The following is a 17,299-nucleotide window of genomic DNA, read 5'->3' as shown; positions in this document are numbered from 1 at the left end:
CGATCGACGGCGGTTCGGGACTAACGCCAGCGGGATCACGGGACCGGTTCATACCAGTAGGTGCGGCGCACGCGGTAAGGCAGCTGCATGCCACCACCGGCGCTCCCGGCCCCCGCTTTTACCAGCCCCGCCAGAGAGGCGGCACCGATCCCCTGGAGGTAGAGTTCGTCGCCACGCACCAGTACCGCCGGACGCCCCAGCAGATATTCACCCGCCACCACCGCACGCCGCCCCTTCTTTAGCTCGGCATCGCTCTCATCGGCACCACCGATGCCCAGGCCGGTGAGCAGATCGATGCCGAACAGGTAGCTGCGCCCCACCACCGGCACGCAGATCGAGTCGGGCTTGTCGGGCACATAGGCGGAGAAGTAGACGCCACCATCGAGAGTGACGCTCGGCGAGAGCACCTTGGCCCCGGTCAGCGGCAGACTATAGCCGCGATCGAGATAGAGCACCCAGCCCGCTCCGGATTGCCACGCCGGCAGGCAGGCCCGTGCGTCGTCACCGCGCTTGTCGGCACCCGCCTCGGCGCTGTCGGCCTGGGGATCGCAGAAGCGCTGGTCGCTGATATCGGTCAACTGATCGAGGCTGACCGGCTTGATCTTCCCCCCCTCCGCCGCCGCCACGCTGACCGGGTCACGCACGGCGAAGAAGGCATCATTCACCGCCGGCGCCTGGCTGCCCTCCCCGCCCGCCTTGGGGTTGGCGCGATCACCGCTGCCCAGCAGCAGCAGGTCCTGGCGGCGGCCCTCGACGTCGAGCCCGACGAAATCCACGCTGGTGAAAAAACGTCGATTATCCTGCCCCGTACCACCGAGTGCCGCAATCTTGCGCACCCGCCAGTCATCGGGATCGCTGCCGGCGAGATCGAGCCGCCACAGATTGCCGCCCACGTCGGCGAGATAGATACGATCGGCGACGCCATCGTTGTTGCTGTCGACCACCCGCGGCGCGGCGGGCAGCGCCTGGCGAAACGTCTCGCCGCCGACGAAGCGTCCGGACGTGCTGGGGTCGGCACGATAGACGAGCTCGCCGCTCAGGGCATCGACGATATAGAGCGCACGCCCCTGACCATCCGCCTGGCTGGCATCGCGTTCGGGGTCGTCACGCCCGGGGTCGTAGCCACCGCTGATTACGAACACCGGGTTGGCGTGGCCGGGCACCCGCGCCGGGATCGGCGCCGCCCAGCTCTGGCCGAGTTCGGCGAAGTCACCGCTGGCGCTCAGCTGCCAGGCCAGGCGCGGCTTCGCCGGGTCGGTGACGTCGAGCGCATAGTAGTCACGCCCGCCGCGGCGCAGCCCGAAGGCCAGCAGCATACGGTCGCCGCCACCGGGTGTGATGCGCCCGTCACGATCGGCATCGATGCGCACGAAGGCGGCCGGACCATCGACACCGTAGGGGTGACGCGGCTCATCATCGGTCGCCTCCTGGTTATCACGCAGCGTCGGCTGCAGCGGGGCCAGGGGGCGCGGCATGAAGGCCCACTGCTCCTGGCCACTGTCACCGTCGATGAAGTGGAGGAAGCCGGCGTTGGTGCCGAAGGCGAGATAGAGTTTCTCCCGGGTCTCACCACGATCGGCACCGTCGAGACGGCCGTAGTTCAGCGCAATGGGGTCGCTGTGCAGGATATCGCCGAGAATCCACGGGCGTGCCTGGTTGCGCACGCCGTCACCATTTTCATCGTCGATGTCCACACCACGCGCCCAGGCGATCAGCCGGGCGATCTCGGTCTCCGAGGTCTGCGGCGGCAATCCCCAGCTGGCCGGATCGTTCATCCAGGCGGGTTGCGACGTGAGCGCCAGCGGACGCAACGCGCCCTGCGCCTGGGTAAAGACGTGACGCCCGTCAGCGCCCGTTTCCTCGGCGAGCGAGCGTCCCACGGCCTGACGTAGCAGTGCCCCCACGCCGCCGGCCTCGACTGTGTTGCCATCCGGCGCATCGAGATCGAGCATGTCACTGCCGGACCACCAGGTGTAGGCACTCTTGCGGATATCGCCGGTCTGGGTGTCGAACGCCTGATTGCCGCGTACGTCCTCCCAGTGCTGCTGCGAGACGAAGCGGAGCCGCTTGACGTTGCCGCTCCAGCGCGGCGTGTTGCGCGGCAGAAAGCGCGGCAGGTAGAGCCGGTCCAGGCTCTGGGTGTTATTGGTGAAGGCCGCGGAGACCGCCGGCGCCGAGAAGGTGGTGCTGCGCGAGAGCACGTCGTCGATCGCGCCCTGGAAGGCGGCGTAGAGCTGGGCCGAATTGGCCGCGGTGAAATAGCCCACACAGGCGTCGCGGCCATGGTAACGGGTGTCCCGGCGCGGCGTGGGGCAGGTCTGGCCCGGCGCCAGGTTGAGCGGGCTGGCGCTGTCGACCAGCAGCCGCTGGTCGGTATCGAAGCCGATGGTATAGGTGGTCACCGGCCCGCGCGGGGTCTCGCCCTGGCTGAAAGTCTCCAGTTGCTGCATATAGTAGGCCAGCTCCGGCATGCAGTTGCGCTCGTGCGTTGGCCGCGAGAAGTCGTCGATCGCAGCGTAGTCATCGCAGCCGTGATAGAAGCCGCTGCCGGCCACCAGCCGGGCAATGGCGGCATTGGCAGCGGTATCGTGCTGCGGCACACCGTCGGTCATGTAGATCAGATAGAGCGGCTCACACGGGCGCAGCGGCGAGCGATACGGCGAGTAGCGGCCGTTGCCCTCGAGTGCGTCGCGGCTGTAGGGCGGGTTGCTGTCATAGTAGGCGCGTGGCTGAGTGCCGTAGAGCGGCCGATCGCCGTTCAGGTAGCGGAATATCTCGTAGTAGGTCTCGCACAGAGGCGTCGAGGTCACCGGGTCGAGATCACCCAGCGTTTGCCGTAGCGCCGAGCGCTGCTCGTCGCCCCCGCTCATTCCCCTGCCGGGCAGCGGATAGATGACCCGCCCACCGTCCGGCGAATAGGCGTTGTAGTTGAAGATCGTCAGCCCGAAATCGACCTGGGGATTGTTGCGCACCAGCGCGTCGATCACCGTCTTGGCGATGTTGATCTTGCTGCCGTTGCCGCCGCTGCTGGCGACCACGTCGTTCATGCTGCCGGAGGTGTCGAACAGGATCATCACCTGCGGCTTGGTACCGCGCGACTCGATATCGTAGAGACTGCGGTAGATATCGGTATCGTCGGCGCCTGCCGGCAGCGCCAGACACAGCGCGGTCAGCATCACCCAGCACAGCGCCCGCCGTGCCAGCGTCGCCGCGCCGGACCGGCTGCGAATGGCATGCTTAGAAGATACCGGCACGGCCATCCCCTCCCGATGTCACATCCACTGTCTCGATCCGCAGCCCCAGCACCTGGCGGGCGTTGACCTCGGAGGCGCCGCGGGTGCCGCTGGCGTCGAGCTCCAGCGGCAGGCAGCTACCGCTGGAGTAGCCGGGCACCAGGCAGGTATGGGCGGCGCGCAGCAGTTCGACCCCGAGCCGGTCACCCGTGGGGAGAGTAGGGTGACTGCCCTGCCATGCCTGCGGCGTGCCGGGCTGGGCGCTCTGGGACTGCGCGCGTAGCGCTGCCTGCTCGTGGCTGGCCGCGTCGAGCACACCGTGCAGTGACTGAAACAGCACTCGCGCCTGCTGATGCGCCACGCCTAGACGGTTCTGGGTGGCCAGGGTCTCGGCCAGCGCCGCCGCCACGATCGCCAGCAGCAGCAGAAAGATCAGACTCATGAGCAACACCACGCCGCGCTGATGGTGGGGTCCGCAACGCTCAGCCATTGCCGCCTCCCGGCCGATGCATCTCCAGCGGCACCACGAAGGCGAGTTCCCGATAGCGCCGGCCGCGTGCAGGCGCGACCTGAGTGCCGTCGCTCAGCGTGTACTGGCGCGAATCCTGATAGGTGGCGCGGGTGGCCACCGAGACCACCGCTTCGATCTGTGCCGCCTGGATTCGCGACACCATCGCCGCGTTCAGATCGGCGCTGCTCTGCCAGCTCCCCCCACTCCCACCGACGTTGGCCACGTACCAGCGGTAGGCCAGCGCCTCGACCCCCTCCAGCACCTCCTGGTTACTCAAACGCGAACCGGAGAGTCGCAGCCGCCGCAGCGCGGTGTCGCCATCGTTTTGGCTGAGGTAGTAGAGACTGCCGCCATAGCGCCACAGGTCATTGGCATCTCCGCGCGCCGGCTCGGCGGGCGGCGTGCCGCTGAAGAAACTCGCGAAAGGGTCGAAACTCTTCAGCCCCGGACCACCGCAGCCAGCGGCCGCGCACGGCTCGGCGGCGTAGCGGATGACCACAAAGGTCTGGTTGGCCAGCGGGTGCTGCAGCGAGCAGTCCGAGGGCGGCGTGGTCGACGCCCACACCCCCAGCGGCCGGTCGGACGCGGCCTGGGCACTGCGTCCGAAGGCGAAGTCGCCGCCGCAGTCGCCGCCCAGGGTGAGCGTGCCCCGGCGCTCGGCGTCGGCAGGCACGCGCCCCCAGAAGTCGGCGCGGCGGAACTCGGTGTTGAAGCGCTCCTGGAGCAGGCGCGCCTTGTCCATCAGGCTGGCCTGCGCGGTCGCGTCACGGGCGCTTTCGGCGCTGGCGAGATAGACCCGCGTCAGCGCCAGGATCATCACCAGGCCGATCGCCATCGCAATCATCAGCTCGATCAGCGTCGCCCCGGCCTGACGCCTCGCGCCGCCACGTCTTTCGCCAGGCCACGCCATCAGGCGCTCACCCAGGCCGCGAGTGTCACCCAGCGCTGATGGTTTCGGTCGCCCCGCGCGCTGACACACGCCGGTAGCTGTGACGGCGCGGTCAGCGCGGTACGCGAGTACCACACCAGGGTGACGGCGACGTCGCCGGCGGCCCCCGCCGCCGGCGCGCTGACACACACACGCGGGTCGGGCAGCGCGGCGCGTGGCGTCCAGGCCGCCATCCAGGACTGGAGGCCGGCGGGCACCGCGTTCTGCTGAGTACTCCCGCTGGGGTTGCCCGGCTCATAGCTACCTGCGAAGCGCTGGTTGCGGTCCGGGTCGAGCTTGGCACGTTCGAGCAGGTCCTCCGCCATGATCGTCGCCATGGCGCGATGGCTGGCCTCCTGCCCCAGCCGCTGCTGCTGTGCCAACAGCTGCGCGGTCCCCAGCAGACCGATGCTGAAGACCAGCATGGCGACGAGGACTTCGATGAGCGATAGGCCGCGCTGTTGGCGCAAGCCGTGAGGACACTGGGACACACCCGGCTCCGCGGAGAGCCGTCGGACAAGCGACGGCCGAAAGGGTAACGACCACCGGCACTGCCAGTGGTTACATTTGTTTACCCTGTATCGGCCAGAAAGAGAGGGAGTTTAGGGCGTGATCACGCTTCGCTGACGATGACCTGCTCGCGCAGCTCGCGCGGCATGGAGAAAGTGATGGTCTCGGCGCGCCCGTCGAGCTCCTCGGGCGGTGCGGCACCGAGCTCGGTGAGGCGCTCGATGACCCCCTTCACCAGCACCTCGGGTGCGCTGGCGCCGGCGGTGATGCCGATACTCGCCACGCCCTCGAGCCAGGCGGCATCGATCTGGCTGGCGTCATCGATCAGATGCGCCGGGGTACCCATGCGCTCGGCCAGCTCGCGTAGACGGTTGGAGTTGGAGCTGTTGACGCTGCCCACCACCAGTACCAGTTCACTGCCCTGGGCCAATTCACGCACCGCGTCCTGTCGGTTCTGGGTGGCGTAGCAGATGTCATCCTTGCGCGGCCCCTGGATCTCGGGGAAGCGCTCGCGCAGGGCATCGATCACCTTGGCGGTATCGTCCATCGACAGCGTGGTCTGGGTGACGAAGGCCAGCCGCGAGGGGTCGCGCACCGGCAGCTCGCGTACGTCCTGCTCGTCCTCGACCAGATAGATGGCACCGCCGTAACGGGTGTCGTAGCGCCCCATGGTGCCCTCGACCTCGGGGTGGCCGGCGTGACCGATCAGAATGCACTCCTGGCCACGCTTGGCGTAGCGCAGCACTTCCATGTGCACCTTGGTCACCAGCGGGCAAGTGGCATCGAACACCTTGAGTCCGCGCTGCTCGGCCTCCTGCTGTACCGCCCGTGATACCCCGTGGGCGGAGAAGATCACGATCACATCGTCGGGCACCTCATGGAGCTCCTCGACGAAGATCGCCCCGCGCTCACGCAGGCTGTCGACCACAAAGCGATTGTGAACCACCTCGTGGCGCACGTAGATCGGCGGCCCGAACACGTCGAGTGCGCGATTGACGATATCGATGGCACGGTCGACCCCGGCGCAGAACCCGCGGGGATTGGCCAGCTTGATCTGCAGCGGGGGCCGCGCCGATGGCTGGGTAGTGGGCTGATCCTGTGTCATGGAAACCTCGCGCCGGAGCGCTGACTCGGGGGTAACACCGGCCGCCCGCGATCGGACGCGCCGGGCTGCCTCAATGGGTGGTGGCCGGACGCACGTCGAGGATCTCGACGTCGAAGGTCAGGGTACGCCCCGCCAGCGGATGATTGAAGTCCACCTCGACATGGCGCTCGTCGACACTGGCGATCACCCCCGGCAGCTCGCCGCCGGCGGGATCGGCGAAAGACATCACCATGCCCGGCTCGACCGCCTCCTCGAAGCTGTCGCGGGCCAGACGCTGGACGTTCTGCGGATTGTGCTGGCCGAAGGCGTGCTCCGGCGACACCGTATAGCTGCCGCTCTCGCCCGCCGCCAGCCCGCTCATCGGCGCCTCGAAGCCCGGCGGCAGGTTGCCGTCGCCGACCTGGAAGGTCGCCGGCTGCTTGTCGCGGGTGGAGTCGACCACCTGGCCATCCTCGAGCTTCACCGTGAAGTGCAGGGTCACTTCCATGCCCTCGCCGACCCGGTAACGGCCGTCGGCAGGCTGATCATCGCGTGTCATCGGGTGTTCTCCTCGTCGGTCCCCGCCGCGCCCGCCTTGGCCCCGCGCCGGGATTCGAACAGCGACTGCAGGATCAGGCCGATGGCGCCGAGGGTGATGGCGCTGTCGGCCAGGTTGAAAGCCGGAAAGTAGTAGCCGCCCCAGTGGAACGACAGATAGTCGACCACGTAGCCGTGGACCAAGCGGTCGTAGAGGTTGCCGATGGCGCCACCGATCACCAGCGCCAGCGAGATCGCGGTGAGCGTCTCGTCACGCTTGAGCCGGGTCAGCCACAGCGTCAGGCCGACGCTGGCGCCGATCGCGATCAGCGCGAACAGCCAGCGCTGCCAGCCGGCGTGCTCGGCGAGAAAGCTGAAGGCGGCGCCGGTGTTGTGCAGAAGCGTCAGGTTGAATACCGGCAGCACCTTGAGCGGCCGGCCGTAGTCGAGGTGCGCCGTGGCCAGCGCCTTGACGCCCAGGTCGAGCACGATGACCAGCAGCGACAGCCACAGCCAGCGCAGCGGACGCCGCATGCGCGCGGCGTCGGCGCTATGACCGGAACGGGAGGTAGCGTTGACGTCAGGCAAAACGGCGTACCTCACCCGGGCCACCCGGCAGGTTGGCGATGGAGCGGGCCGAGAGCGTCGGGTGCTCAGGATCGGCCCCCACGTCGGGACGCCGCTCCCAGCTGCGCTCGTCCTTGTCGTAAGGGCTCAGACGCACCGCCAGCTTGAGCCCGTCGAGCTCGGTCGGCTGGGCATCGCCACCTTCGACCAGCGGCGCCAGGGTCGCCTCGGAAGTGATCAGCACGAAACGCAGCTCGTCCTCGAAGCGCGACAGCAGCGCATGCAGCGCGTCGTCAACGTAGAGCGTCACCTCGCTGTCCAGAGCGCCCTTGATCACGCCCTCGTTGCGCGCCGCTTCGAGCTGCTTGTTGACCGCCTGCTTGACCTGGATCACCCGCTCCCAGAAGTCGCGGTCCATCCCCGCCTGCTCGGACGGCAGATTGGCGGCGTCCGCCGGCAGCGTGAACAGGCCGCTGTAGTAGGTCTCCAGATGCACGCTCTCGCCGCGGGCGCCGGGGATGTTCTCGTAGATCTCCTCGGCGGTGAAGGCGAGGATCGGCGCGATCCAGCGCGCCAGCGCCTCGACGATATGGTAGAGCGCGGTCTGGCAGCTGCGCCGTGCCAGCGAGTCGGGCTGGGTGGTGTACTGGCGATCCTTGATGATGTCGAGATAGAAGCCGCCCATGTCACGCGCACAGAAGTCGTGCACCTGCTGGTAGACGTCACGGAAACGGTACTCGGCATAGGCGCGCTCGATGCGTGCCTGCAGCACCGCGGCGCGGTCCACCGCCCAGCGGTCGAGCGCCAGCATGGCATCGCTTTCGACCGCGTGTTCCGCCGGATCGAAGCCATTCAAGTTGGCCAGCAGGAAGCGCGAGGTATTGCGGATACGCCGGTAGACGTCGGCGGTGCGCTTGAGGATCTCGTCGGAGACCGCCATCTCGCCGGAGTAGTCGGTGGAAGCGACCCACAGGCGCAGGATATCGGCGCCCAGCTTGTCCATCACCTGCTGCGGCGCGACCACGTTGCCCAGCGACTTGGACATCTTGCGGCCCTTCTCGTCGACGGTGAAGCCGTGGGTCAGCAGCGCCTTGTAGGGGGCGTGGCCGTCGATGGCACTGCCGGTGAGCAGCGACGAATGGAACCAGCCGCGGTGCTGATCCGACCCTTCGAGATAGAGATCCGCCCGCGGCCCTTGATCGTGGCCGAGCGGGTGCGAGCCGCGCAGCACGTGCCAGTGGGTGGTACCGGAGTCGAACCACACGTCGAGCGTGTCAGTGACCTTGTCGTAGTCGGCGGCCTCGTCACCCAGCAGCTCACTGGGGTCGAGCTTGAACCAGGCATCGATCCCCTCGACCTCGACACGGCTTGCCACCGCCTCCATCAGCTCGACGGTACGCGGGTGCAGCTCACCGCTCGCCTTGTGCAGGAAGAACGGGATCGGCACGCCCCAGTTGCGCTGGCGCGAGATGCACCAGTCGGGGCGGTTGGCGATCATGCTATGCAGCCGCGCCTTGCCCCAGGCGGGAATGAAATCGGTCGCCTCGACGCCCGCCAGCGCCGTTTCGCGCAGCGTGCGGCCGTCAGGCCCCTGGCGATCCATGCCGACGAACCACTGCGCCGTGGCGCGGTAGATCACCGGCGTCTTGTGGCGCCAGCAGTGCATGTAGCTGTGGGTGATCTTCTCGTGGCCGAGGAGCGCGCCCGCCTCATCGAGGGCGGTGACGATCTGCGGATTGGCCTTCCAGATCATCTGGCCGCCGAACAGCGCGAGATCATCGACATAGACGCCGTTGCTCTGCACCGGATTGAGAATCTCGTCGAATGCCATGCCGTAGGCGCGGCAGGTGACGAAGTCATCCTCACCGTAGGCCGGCGCCGAGTGCACGATACCGGTGCCCGCGCCCAGCTCGACGTAGTCGGCCAGATAGAGCGGCGAGCGGCGCGCATAGCCTGCGTCGACCGCGGCCAGCGGATGCTCGAAGGCGATGTTTTCCAGGCTCGCCCCGGGCGCGGTGGCGAGCGTCTCGCCCGCGAGCGCATAGCGCGCCAGGCAGCTCTCCACCAGCTCCTCGGCCAGCAGCAGCAGGCGCTCACCGGTATCGACCAGGGCGTAGGTGAACTCCGGGTGCACGTTCAGTGCCTGGTTGGCCGGGATGGTCCAGGGCGTGGTGGTCCAGATCACCGCGCTGGCCGGCTTGGGCAGCGCGTCGAGGCCGAAGGCCGCGGCCAGCGCCTCGGGCTGGGCGCAGGGGAAAGCGACGTCGATCGCATCGGACTGCTTGTCCTGATACTCGACCTCCGCCTCGGCCAGCGCCGAACCGCAGTCGAAGCACCAGTTGACCGGCTTGAGCCCCTTGAACACATAGCCCCCCTTGACCATCTCGGCCAGGGCGCGGATCTCGCCCGCCTCGTTGGCGAAGTTCATGGTCAGGTAGGGGTGGTCCCAGTCGCCCTGGACGCCCAGGCGCACGAAGCCCTCCTTCTGCACCTCGACCTGTGCCGCGGCATACTCGCGGCACAGCGCGCGGGCCTGATCGGCGGGCAGATGCTTGCCGTGGGTGGTCTCGACCTTGTGCTCGATGGGCAGGCCGTGGCAATCCCAGCCGGGCACGTAGGGGGCGTCGAAACCGGCCAGGTTCTTCGATCTGACGATGAAATCCTTGAGCAGCTTGTTGACCGCATGACCGATATGAATGCTGCCGTTGGCGTAGGGAGGGCCATCGTGGAGCACGAAGCGCTCGCGGCCGCGGCGCGCTTCACGCAGCTTGGCGTAGAGGCGCAGATCGTTCCACTGCGCGATACGAGTCGGCTCGCGGGCCGGCAGATTGCCGCGCATGGGGAAGTCGGTCGAGGGCAGATTCAGCGTGTGCTTGTAGTCGCTCATGGTGTTTTCGGTTCGCTCAGGGCTGTGTGCGTGTCGCTCGGGCTGTTTTCATACCGCTCAGGGCTGTGTCTATACCGCTCAGGGCTGTTTTCATACCGCTCAAGGCTGTCTCTATACCGCTCAAGATCGTCGCCGTACCGCTGGGATGACGGGCCGTTCACTCATCCGTGCGCGTATCGCGGCTCGGGCCCGGGGGCGAATCGGCTGCCGCGGTTTCGTGGGGCAGCGGCGCCGAGGCCAGCGGGAAGCGTGCCGGCGGCGGTGCCAGACTGGCCAGACCGCCGCTGACGCTTGACGTATCGCCCGGGTTTTCCGTCGTCGCCGTCTGCAGCGCATCCGGCGCGGCGGGCGCCTGGATAGCTGGCGCGGCCTCGGGCGCCTGATCGCTAGCTGGCGCGGTTTCGGGCGCCTGAAAATAGCGCCGCGCCTGGTCCAGGTCATGATGAATCTGTGTCACCAAGGTGTCGAAGTCGGCGAACTTGGTCTCGCCGCGCAGCCGCGCGCAGGGCACCACGCTGAGCGACTCGCCGTAGAGTTCGAGCTGGCGATCGAGCACATGGACCTCGAGCATCGGCTGATGGGCGCCAACGGTCGGCCGCCAGCCGATATTGGCCACACTCGGCACCCAGCTGCCGTCGGGCAGCCGGGTGGCGCAGGCGAACACCCCGCGCAGCGCCAGCGGGCGCCGGGTCAGCGGGATGTTGGCGGTGGGCACGCCGATGGTGCGACCGAGCTGCCGGTCACGCACCACCCGCCCCTGAAAGGCAAAGGGACGCCCCAGCATGCGCGCCGCCTGGCAGAAGTTGCCGCTGGCCAGCAGGGTGCGCACGCGGGTGCTCGAGACGCGCTCGTCGTCGAGGGTGAAGGTGCGGGTATGCTCGACGGCAAAGCCGCGCTCGCGCCCGACCGCTTCGAGCAGGGCGAAATCGCCGGCCCGGTCGCAGCCGAAGCGGAAGTCGTCCCCCACCACCAGATGGCGTACGCACAGCCCCTCGATCAGCACGCGTTCGATGAACTGACGCGCGGTGAGGCTGCGCAGGGCGTCGTTGAACGGCAGGCAGAGGATGCGATCGGCGCCGTGGGCAGCCAGCAGCTCGACCTTGTCGCGCAGCCGGGTCAGCCGCGGCGGCGCCTGGTCACCGGCGAAGTACTCCCGCGGCTGGGGCTCGAAGATCACCACCGTGACCGGCAGCCCGGCACTGCGCGACAGCGACTTCAGCTGCTCGAGAATCGCCTGGTGGCCGCGGTGCACGCCATCGAAGTTGCCGATGGTGGCGACACACTCGCGCGGCGCCCCGCTGCGGGTGGCGCCCCCGGCGGGCAGATTGTGCAAGCCTCGAATCAGTTCCATAGAGTCCCTTCCCGTGTCAACGCGGGCCGCGCGGCGGCGGTATGCGACAGCGCGCCGGCCGCCGACGCCAGGCGCTTCATTATACCCGCCCCGCGCCGGCCCATCAGCCGCGCAGCCGGAAGTGTCTCAGGCGCACGCCGGTCAGCGCCAGCCACACGAAGTAGAGCGTCGCACCGCCGCCCACCAGGGCCAGCAGACAGCCCACGCGACGCGGCGCATGCCAGGCGGTCCACTGGTGCCAATCGGGGGTCAGCCACCATAGCCCGAGTGCCATCAGCGTGCAGCCACCGACCACCTGGAACGCGTAGCGTCCCCAGCCCGGCTGGAAGCGCAGCACGCCCTGGCGGTGTAGACCACGCCCCAGCAGCCCGGCGTTGAGAAACGCCGACAGCGCCGTGGCCAGCGCCAGCCCGGCATGCGCCAGCGGCACGATCAGGGCCAGGTTCATCACCATGTTGGCGACCATCGCCACGATCCCGATCTTGACCGGGGTCTTGGTATCCTGGCGGGCAAAGTAGCCCGGCGCGAGCACCTTGATCAGCATGAACGCAAGCAGCCCCAGGGCGTAGGCGCGCAGGCTACGCGCCGCCATCACCACGTCGTGATCGGTCATCGCCCCGTAGTGAAACAGGCTCACCAGCAGCGGTTCGGCCAGCAGCACCAGCGCCAGCGCCGCCGGCAGCCCGATCAGCAGCACCATGCGCAGCGCCCAGTCGAGCATGCGCGCGAAGTGCTCGCGCGACTCCTCGGCGTGGCGCTTGGAGAGCGCCGGCAGGATCACCGTGGCGATGGCAATGCCGAACACCCCCAGCGGCAGCTCCACCAGGCGGTCAGAGTAGTAGAGCCAGGAGACGCTGCCGGAGACCAGGAAGGAGGCCAGCACGGTATCCAGCAGCAGATTGATCTGCGACACCGAGACCCCGAACAGCGCCGGTGTCATCAGCCGCAGGATGCGCCGGACCCCGGGGTGACGAAAGCCCAGCCGCGGCCGTGGCATCAGCCCCAGCCGGAACAGGAACGGCAGTTGGAACAGCAGCTGCGCGGCGCCGGCGATCAGTACCCCCCAGGCCAACCCCAGCGCCGGGTCGCTCATCCATGGCGTCAGCCACAGCGCGGCGCCGATCAGACACAGGTTGAGCAGTACCGGGGTGAAGGCGGGGACCGCGAAGCGCTCCCAGGTGTTGAGCACGCTGCCGGCGAAGGCGGTCAGCGAGATCAGCAGCAGATAAGGAAAGGTCAGCCGCAGCATCTCAGCGGTGAGCGCGAGCTTGCCCGGGTCGGCCTTGAAGCCCGGTGCGAACAGCCACACCAGCCAGGGCGCGGCAGCGATCGCCAGTGCAGTGATCAGCGCCAGCACCACGCTCAGACTGCCGGACACCGCATCCAGCAGCTCGCGCACCTCGGCCCGGGTACGCTGGGTGGCATACTCCGAGAGCACCGGCACGAAGGCCTGGTTGAAGGCGCCCTCGGCGAACAGCCGGCGCATGAAGTTGGGGATCTTGAAGGCGACGAAGAACGCATCCGCCCCGCTACCGGCCCCCAGCAGCGTGGCGATCACCACGTCGCGCACCAGCCCCAGCACCCGGGAGAGCAGTGTCATCACGCTCACCACCATCCCCGAGCGCAGCAGGCCACCGCGGGTGACCGGCGTGGCCGTGCCGGCGGTGGCCGCTTCCGCCAGCGCCTCGGATTCACGCTTGCGCGTCTGTCTACTCATGCCGCCTCGTCATGCGCTCGCGCCCGTGATATTCACCCTATCCAGCCACCGCGACGGCCCGCAGGGTGACCGCCAGGATGGCCGGTCACTGCAAACTGCCGGGAGCCGGTTGCGACGTCGCTCCGCGACGGCCCGAAGGGTGACCGCCAGGGATGGCCGGTCACAAAAAAACCGGCCGAAGCCGGTTTTTTTCATCAAGCGCGTCCGGCTCAGGCAGCCAGCGCCTTAATTCGCTTGTTCAAGCGGCTCTTGATGCGCGCAGCCTTCTTCTTGGAGAAGGCGTCCTTGTCGGCGATGCGGTCGATGACCGGCTGTGCGGCCTTGAACTCGCTGTTGGCCTGTGCCTGGTCGCCGGCCTGGATCGCCTTGATCACGCGCTTGATGTAAGTGCGGACCATGGAACGCTGACTGGCGTTGTGCTTGCGGCGGTCTTCCGCCTGACGTGCGCGCTTGCGCGCTTGCTTGGTATTCGCCACCGTCGACTCCTTGGAGATGTTGACAGTCAATTCTGTAAGTAGATCACCCAGGACAGCCTCGAAACCGCTTCAGGCAATCCTGAATGAGTCGGCCGAATCTTGCTGCTGCGCTTCGTGAGAAGCGAAGCCGACCGTCGTTTCCGACAGTCTTTCACGGGCCATGTCTGAGAGGATGCGGGATTCTATCACAACGACTTTGCGTGACACCAGCCTCACAGCACCACGAGATTGTCGCGGTGAATCAGCTCCGGGGCCTCGACATAGCCCAGAATCTCGCCGATGCGCTGGCTCGGCTGGCCCACCAGACGCTGGGCGTCGTCGCTTGCGTAGTTGACCAGGCCCTTGGCCACCCGCGCGCCCTGCTCATCGACGCAGACCACCATGTCACCGCGCCGGAACTGGCCCTCGACCCGCTTCACCCCCACCGGCAGCAGGCTCGAACCGTGGCTGCGCAGCACCTTGACCGCACCGGCATCGAGGGTCAGCGTGCCGCGCACCTGCAGCTGCCCGGCGAGCCAACGCTTGCGCGCCGCCAGCGGCGCATGCAGCGGCTTGAGCAGCGTGCCCAGCGCTTCGCCCTCGAGCAGCCGGGTCAGCACCTGCGGCTGGCGCCCGCTGGCAATGGCGGTCACCGCGCCGGAGCGCGCCGCCAGCCGCGCCGCGCGCAGCTTGGTCGCCATGCCGCCGCGCCCCAGCACGCCGCCACCGCCAGCCACCGCATCGAGCGCGGCGTCGTCGGCCTCGGCCTCGGCGATCAGCCGGGCTGAGGGATCGTGGCGCGGATCGGCATCGTAGAGCCCCTCCTGATCGGTCAGGATCAGGAGCGCATCGGCCTCGAGCAGATTGGCGACCAGCGCCCCCAGGGTGTCGTTGTCACCGAAACGGATCTCGTCGGTGACAACGGTGTCGTTCTCGTTGATCACCGGAACCACGTCGAGCGCCACCAGGGTGCGCAGCGCCGAGCGCGCATTGAGATAGCGCTTGCGGTTGGAGAGGTCGTCATGGGTCAGCAACACCTGGGCGCTGCGCAGGCCGTGGCGGGCAAAGTGGTTCTCGTAGCACTGCGACAGCCCGCTCTGCCCCACCGCGGCGGCGGCCTGCAGCTCGTGCACCGCGCTCGGCCGGGTATGCCAGCCGAGCCGCACCATCCCCTCGGCGATCGAGCCCGAAGAGACCAGCACCACCTCGACCCCGCGCTGGTGCAGCGCAGCCATCTGGTCGACCCAGCCACCGATGGCGGCATCGTCGAGGCCACGCCCGTCGTTGGTCAGCAGGGCGCTGCCGATCTTGACCACGACCCGCCGCGCCGTCGCCAGCGATGCTCGCCCCAGTTCCCGCTCCGCCGCCATCACTTCGCCCTCCGACTCTCGTTGGCAACACGCCGCATGCCCGCTCAGCGGGTGTATTCGACCTCGACGTCATAGTCGTCATCGTCGAAGTCGTCATCCTCGGCGGCGACTTCGCCGCGCTTGACCCGCAGCCGCGCCTGGTGCGCCTCGACCCGCGCCACCGACTCCGCTTCCATGCGTGCGCGCATCTCGCGCTCGCGCTCAGCGACCGCTTCGTCCTCGTGCTCCAGCTGGCGCTGCTCGGTGAGCCAGCGGTGGGCCGCCTGCACCAGCGCATCGGTGCCTTCACCAGCGATCGCCGCGATGCGGTATACCGGCCCCTGCCACGCCAGCCGCGCGAGAATGTCTTCGACGCGCGCCTCACGCTCGGCCTCGGGCAGCAGATCGAGCTTGTTGATCACCAGCCAGCGCGGCAGCTCCGACAGGGCCGGCGAGAAACGTTCGAGCTCCTCGGCGATCGCCGTCACCGCCGCCACCGGATCGGACTCGTCGAACGGCGCCGCATCCACCACGTGCAGCAGCAGCCGCGTGCGGGTGAGGTGCTTGAGGAAGCGCAGGCCCAGCCCGGCACCGTCCGAGGCGCCCTCGATCAACCCGGGCACGTCGGCCATCACGAAATGCTCGTGAGTCCCCAGCTTGACCACCCCCAGATTGGGCACCAGGGTGGTGAAGGGGTAGTCGGCGACCTTGGGCTTGGCCGCCGAGACCGAGCGGATCAGGGTCGACTTGCCGGCATTGGGCATGCCCAGCAGGCCGACGTCGGCCATCACCTTCATTTCCAGGCGCAGCTTGCGCCGCTCACCCTCGGTCCCCGGCGTGGTGCGCCGCGGAGCGCGGTTGGTGGAGGACTTGAAGTGAATATTGCCGAGCCCGCGCCGGCCACCCTGGGCGACCAGCACCACCTGCCCCTCGGCGGTCACGTCGGCGATCACCTCGAGGGTGTCCTCGTCGATCACCGTGGTCCCCACCGGCACCTTGACGTGCAGATCCTCGCCCGCCTTGCCGCTCATCTGGCGGCCCTGACCGGGCTGGCCGTTCTGCGCCTTGTAGAAGCGCTGGAACTTGAAGTCGATCAGGGTGTTGAGCGACTCGTCGCCGATCAGGTAGACGCTGCCGCCGTGACCGCCATCGCCGCCGTCGGGGCCACCCTTGGGCACGAACTTCTCACGCCGGAAGCTGAGGCAGCCGTTGCCCCCCTTGCCAGCCTCGACGGTGATCGATGTCTCGTCGACGAATTGCATGATTCTCTCCCGGCGACGACCTGCCGCCTCTTATGTCCCGAACGCGCTTACCACTGCGAACACCCTGGTCGCTGCCGATACCGAGACGCCTCGACGCCCTGAACGACCCGACAGGTGCCGCCATTGCCGGCAGGGATACAAAAAAGCCCCGCCTGAGCGGGGCTTTTTCAGCAGCGTTCGTGAGGTCTCAGGCGGAGACTACGCTCACGAACTTGCGGTTCTTCGGGCCTTTCTGTTCGAACTTGATCACACCATCGGTGAGCGCGAACAGGGTGTGGTCCTTACCGATGCCCACACCGGTACCGGCGTGGAACTTGGTGCCGCGCTGGCGCACGATGATGTTGCCGGGGGTGGCTTTCTGCCCGCCGAACAGCTTGACGCCCAGGCGTTTCGATTCTGAATCGCGACCGTTACGCGTACTACCAGCGGCCTTTTTATGTGCCATGGTGAATACCTCTCTCTGGGGGAACGATCCGCTTAGGCGGAGATTCCGGTGATCTTGACTTCAGTGAACCACTGACGGTGGCCCTGACGCTTCATGTGGTGCTTGCGGCGACGGAACTTGATGATGTGAACCTTCTCGCCGCGGCCGTGGGAGACGATCTCCGCGGCCACCTTGGCACCCTCGACCAGCGGCGCGCCAACCTTGACGTCGTCGCCGTCGGCGACCAGCAGAACCTGGTCGAACTCCAGGGTCTCGCCAGTTGCGATCTCGAGCTTCTCGAGCTTCAGCGTCTGGCCTTCCTGGACGCGGTATTGCTTACCGCCACTCTTGATTACAGCGTACATGGAATCTCTCCGGGGCCCGCGTCGGGCTAACAGCGCAGTCGGGCTACAAACTTCGGTCCGGCCCCAACCGTTGGGCCAAGTGCGTCGACTCGTCGAAGACAGTGGTGAAACCGTGTCCT

15 protein-coding genes are annotated in these 17,299 nt (G+C 67.8%); all 15 read right to left on the bottom strand.

The features are described 5' to 3' along the window. Nucleotides 1-35: 35 nt before the first annotated feature. Nucleotides 36-3,254 carry a PilC/PilY family type IV pilus protein gene (locus ABV408_RS01995; protein WP_353980825.1) on the bottom strand — a complete coding sequence of 1,073 codons (3,219 nt, stop codon included), beginning with the start codon at nucleotides 3,252-3,254 and terminating at the stop codon, nucleotides 36-38. After that, nucleotides 3,238-3,675, bottom strand: coding sequence for a hypothetical protein (locus ABV408_RS01990; RefSeq protein ID WP_353980824.1), 438 nt, complete (start codon nucleotides 3,673-3,675; stop codon nucleotides 3,238-3,240). Before ABV408_RS01990 ends, ABV408_RS01995 begins: the two co-directional genes overlap by 17 nt. Before the next feature lie 40 nt (nucleotides 3,676-3,715). Next, nucleotides 3,716-4,654 (bottom strand): prepilin-type N-terminal cleavage/methylation domain-containing protein, encoded by a 939-nt coding sequence (locus ABV408_RS01985; RefSeq protein ID WP_353980823.1) that lies wholly within the window; start codon nucleotides 4,652-4,654, stop codon nucleotides 3,716-3,718. Beyond that, a complete protein-coding gene (gene pilV / locus ABV408_RS01980; protein WP_353980822.1) occupies nucleotides 4,654-5,163 on the bottom strand; it encodes a type IV pilus modification protein PilV in 510 nt (169 codons plus the stop codon). Before pilV ends, ABV408_RS01985 begins: the two co-directional genes overlap by 1 nt. 122 nt (nucleotides 5,164-5,285) lie before the next feature. Beyond that, entirely contained in the window at nucleotides 5,286-6,287 is a 1,002-nt protein-coding gene (gene ispH / locus ABV408_RS01975) for a 4-hydroxy-3-methylbut-2-enyl diphosphate reductase (protein ID WP_353980821.1), read from the bottom strand. Nucleotides 6,288-6,357: 70 nt separating this feature from the next. Next, a complete protein-coding gene (gene fkpB / locus ABV408_RS01970) occupies nucleotides 6,358-6,825 on the bottom strand; it encodes an FKBP-type peptidyl-prolyl cis-trans isomerase (protein WP_051895604.1) in 468 nt (155 codons plus the stop codon). Then, the gene (gene lspA, locus ABV408_RS01965) at nucleotides 6,822-7,337 is read right to left on the bottom strand and encodes a signal peptidase II (RefSeq protein WP_353982192.1); all 516 of its coding nucleotides are present in this window, start codon (nucleotides 7,335-7,337) and stop codon (nucleotides 6,822-6,824) included. The genes fkpB and lspA overlap by 4 nt, the downstream gene beginning before the upstream one ends. Nucleotides 7,338-7,383: 46 nt before the next feature. Next, complete coding sequence (gene ileS / locus ABV408_RS01960; RefSeq protein ID WP_353980820.1) at nucleotides 7,384-10,257, bottom strand: isoleucine--tRNA ligase; 2,874 nt, start codon at nucleotides 10,255-10,257, stop codon at nucleotides 7,384-7,386. A 157-nt stretch (nucleotides 10,258-10,414) separates the two neighbouring features. Further along, on the bottom strand, nucleotides 10,415-11,608 hold the full coding sequence (ribF, locus tag ABV408_RS01955) for a bifunctional riboflavin kinase/FAD synthetase (RefSeq protein WP_353980819.1): 1,194 nt from the start codon (nucleotides 11,606-11,608) through the stop codon (nucleotides 10,415-10,417). Between the two features lie 103 nt (nucleotides 11,609-11,711). Next, complete coding sequence (murJ, locus tag ABV408_RS01950) at nucleotides 11,712-13,223, bottom strand: murein biosynthesis integral membrane protein MurJ (protein WP_353982191.1); 1,512 nt, start codon at nucleotides 13,221-13,223, stop codon at nucleotides 11,712-11,714. Nucleotides 13,224-13,534: 311 nt separating this feature from the next. Further along, on the bottom strand, nucleotides 13,535-13,801 hold the full coding sequence (gene rpsT / locus ABV408_RS01945; RefSeq protein WP_035470436.1) for a 30S ribosomal protein S20: 267 nt from the start codon (nucleotides 13,799-13,801) through the stop codon (nucleotides 13,535-13,537). A 212-nt stretch (nucleotides 13,802-14,013) separates the two neighbouring features. Next, a complete protein-coding gene (gene proB / locus ABV408_RS01940; RefSeq protein WP_353980818.1) occupies nucleotides 14,014-15,150 on the bottom strand; it encodes a glutamate 5-kinase in 1,137 nt (378 codons plus the stop codon). A 44-nt stretch (nucleotides 15,151-15,194) separates the two neighbouring features. Continuing rightward, nucleotides 15,195-16,391: an Obg family GTPase CgtA gene (gene cgtA, locus ABV408_RS01935; RefSeq protein WP_035470434.1), complete on the bottom strand. Its 1,197-nt coding sequence runs from the start codon at nucleotides 16,389-16,391 to the stop codon at nucleotides 15,195-15,197. Nucleotides 16,392-16,578: 187 nt separating this feature from the next. Further along, on the bottom strand, nucleotides 16,579-16,836 hold the full coding sequence (rpmA, locus tag ABV408_RS01930; protein WP_110674029.1) for a 50S ribosomal protein L27: 258 nt from the start codon (nucleotides 16,834-16,836) through the stop codon (nucleotides 16,579-16,581). Nucleotides 16,837-16,868: 32 nt separating this feature from the next. Then, on the bottom strand, nucleotides 16,869-17,180 hold the full coding sequence (gene rplU, locus ABV408_RS01925) for a 50S ribosomal protein L21 (RefSeq protein WP_035470431.1): 312 nt from the start codon (nucleotides 17,178-17,180) through the stop codon (nucleotides 16,869-16,871). Nucleotides 17,181-17,299: the final 119 nt, after the last annotated feature.

It is taken from the genome of Salinicola endophyticus (assembly GCF_040536835.1).
In the GTDB taxonomy this organism is placed as follows: Bacteria; Pseudomonadota; Gammaproteobacteria; order Pseudomonadales; family Halomonadaceae; genus Salinicola; species Salinicola endophyticus_A.
This window is presented reverse-complemented; position numbering and strand designations above follow the sequence as displayed.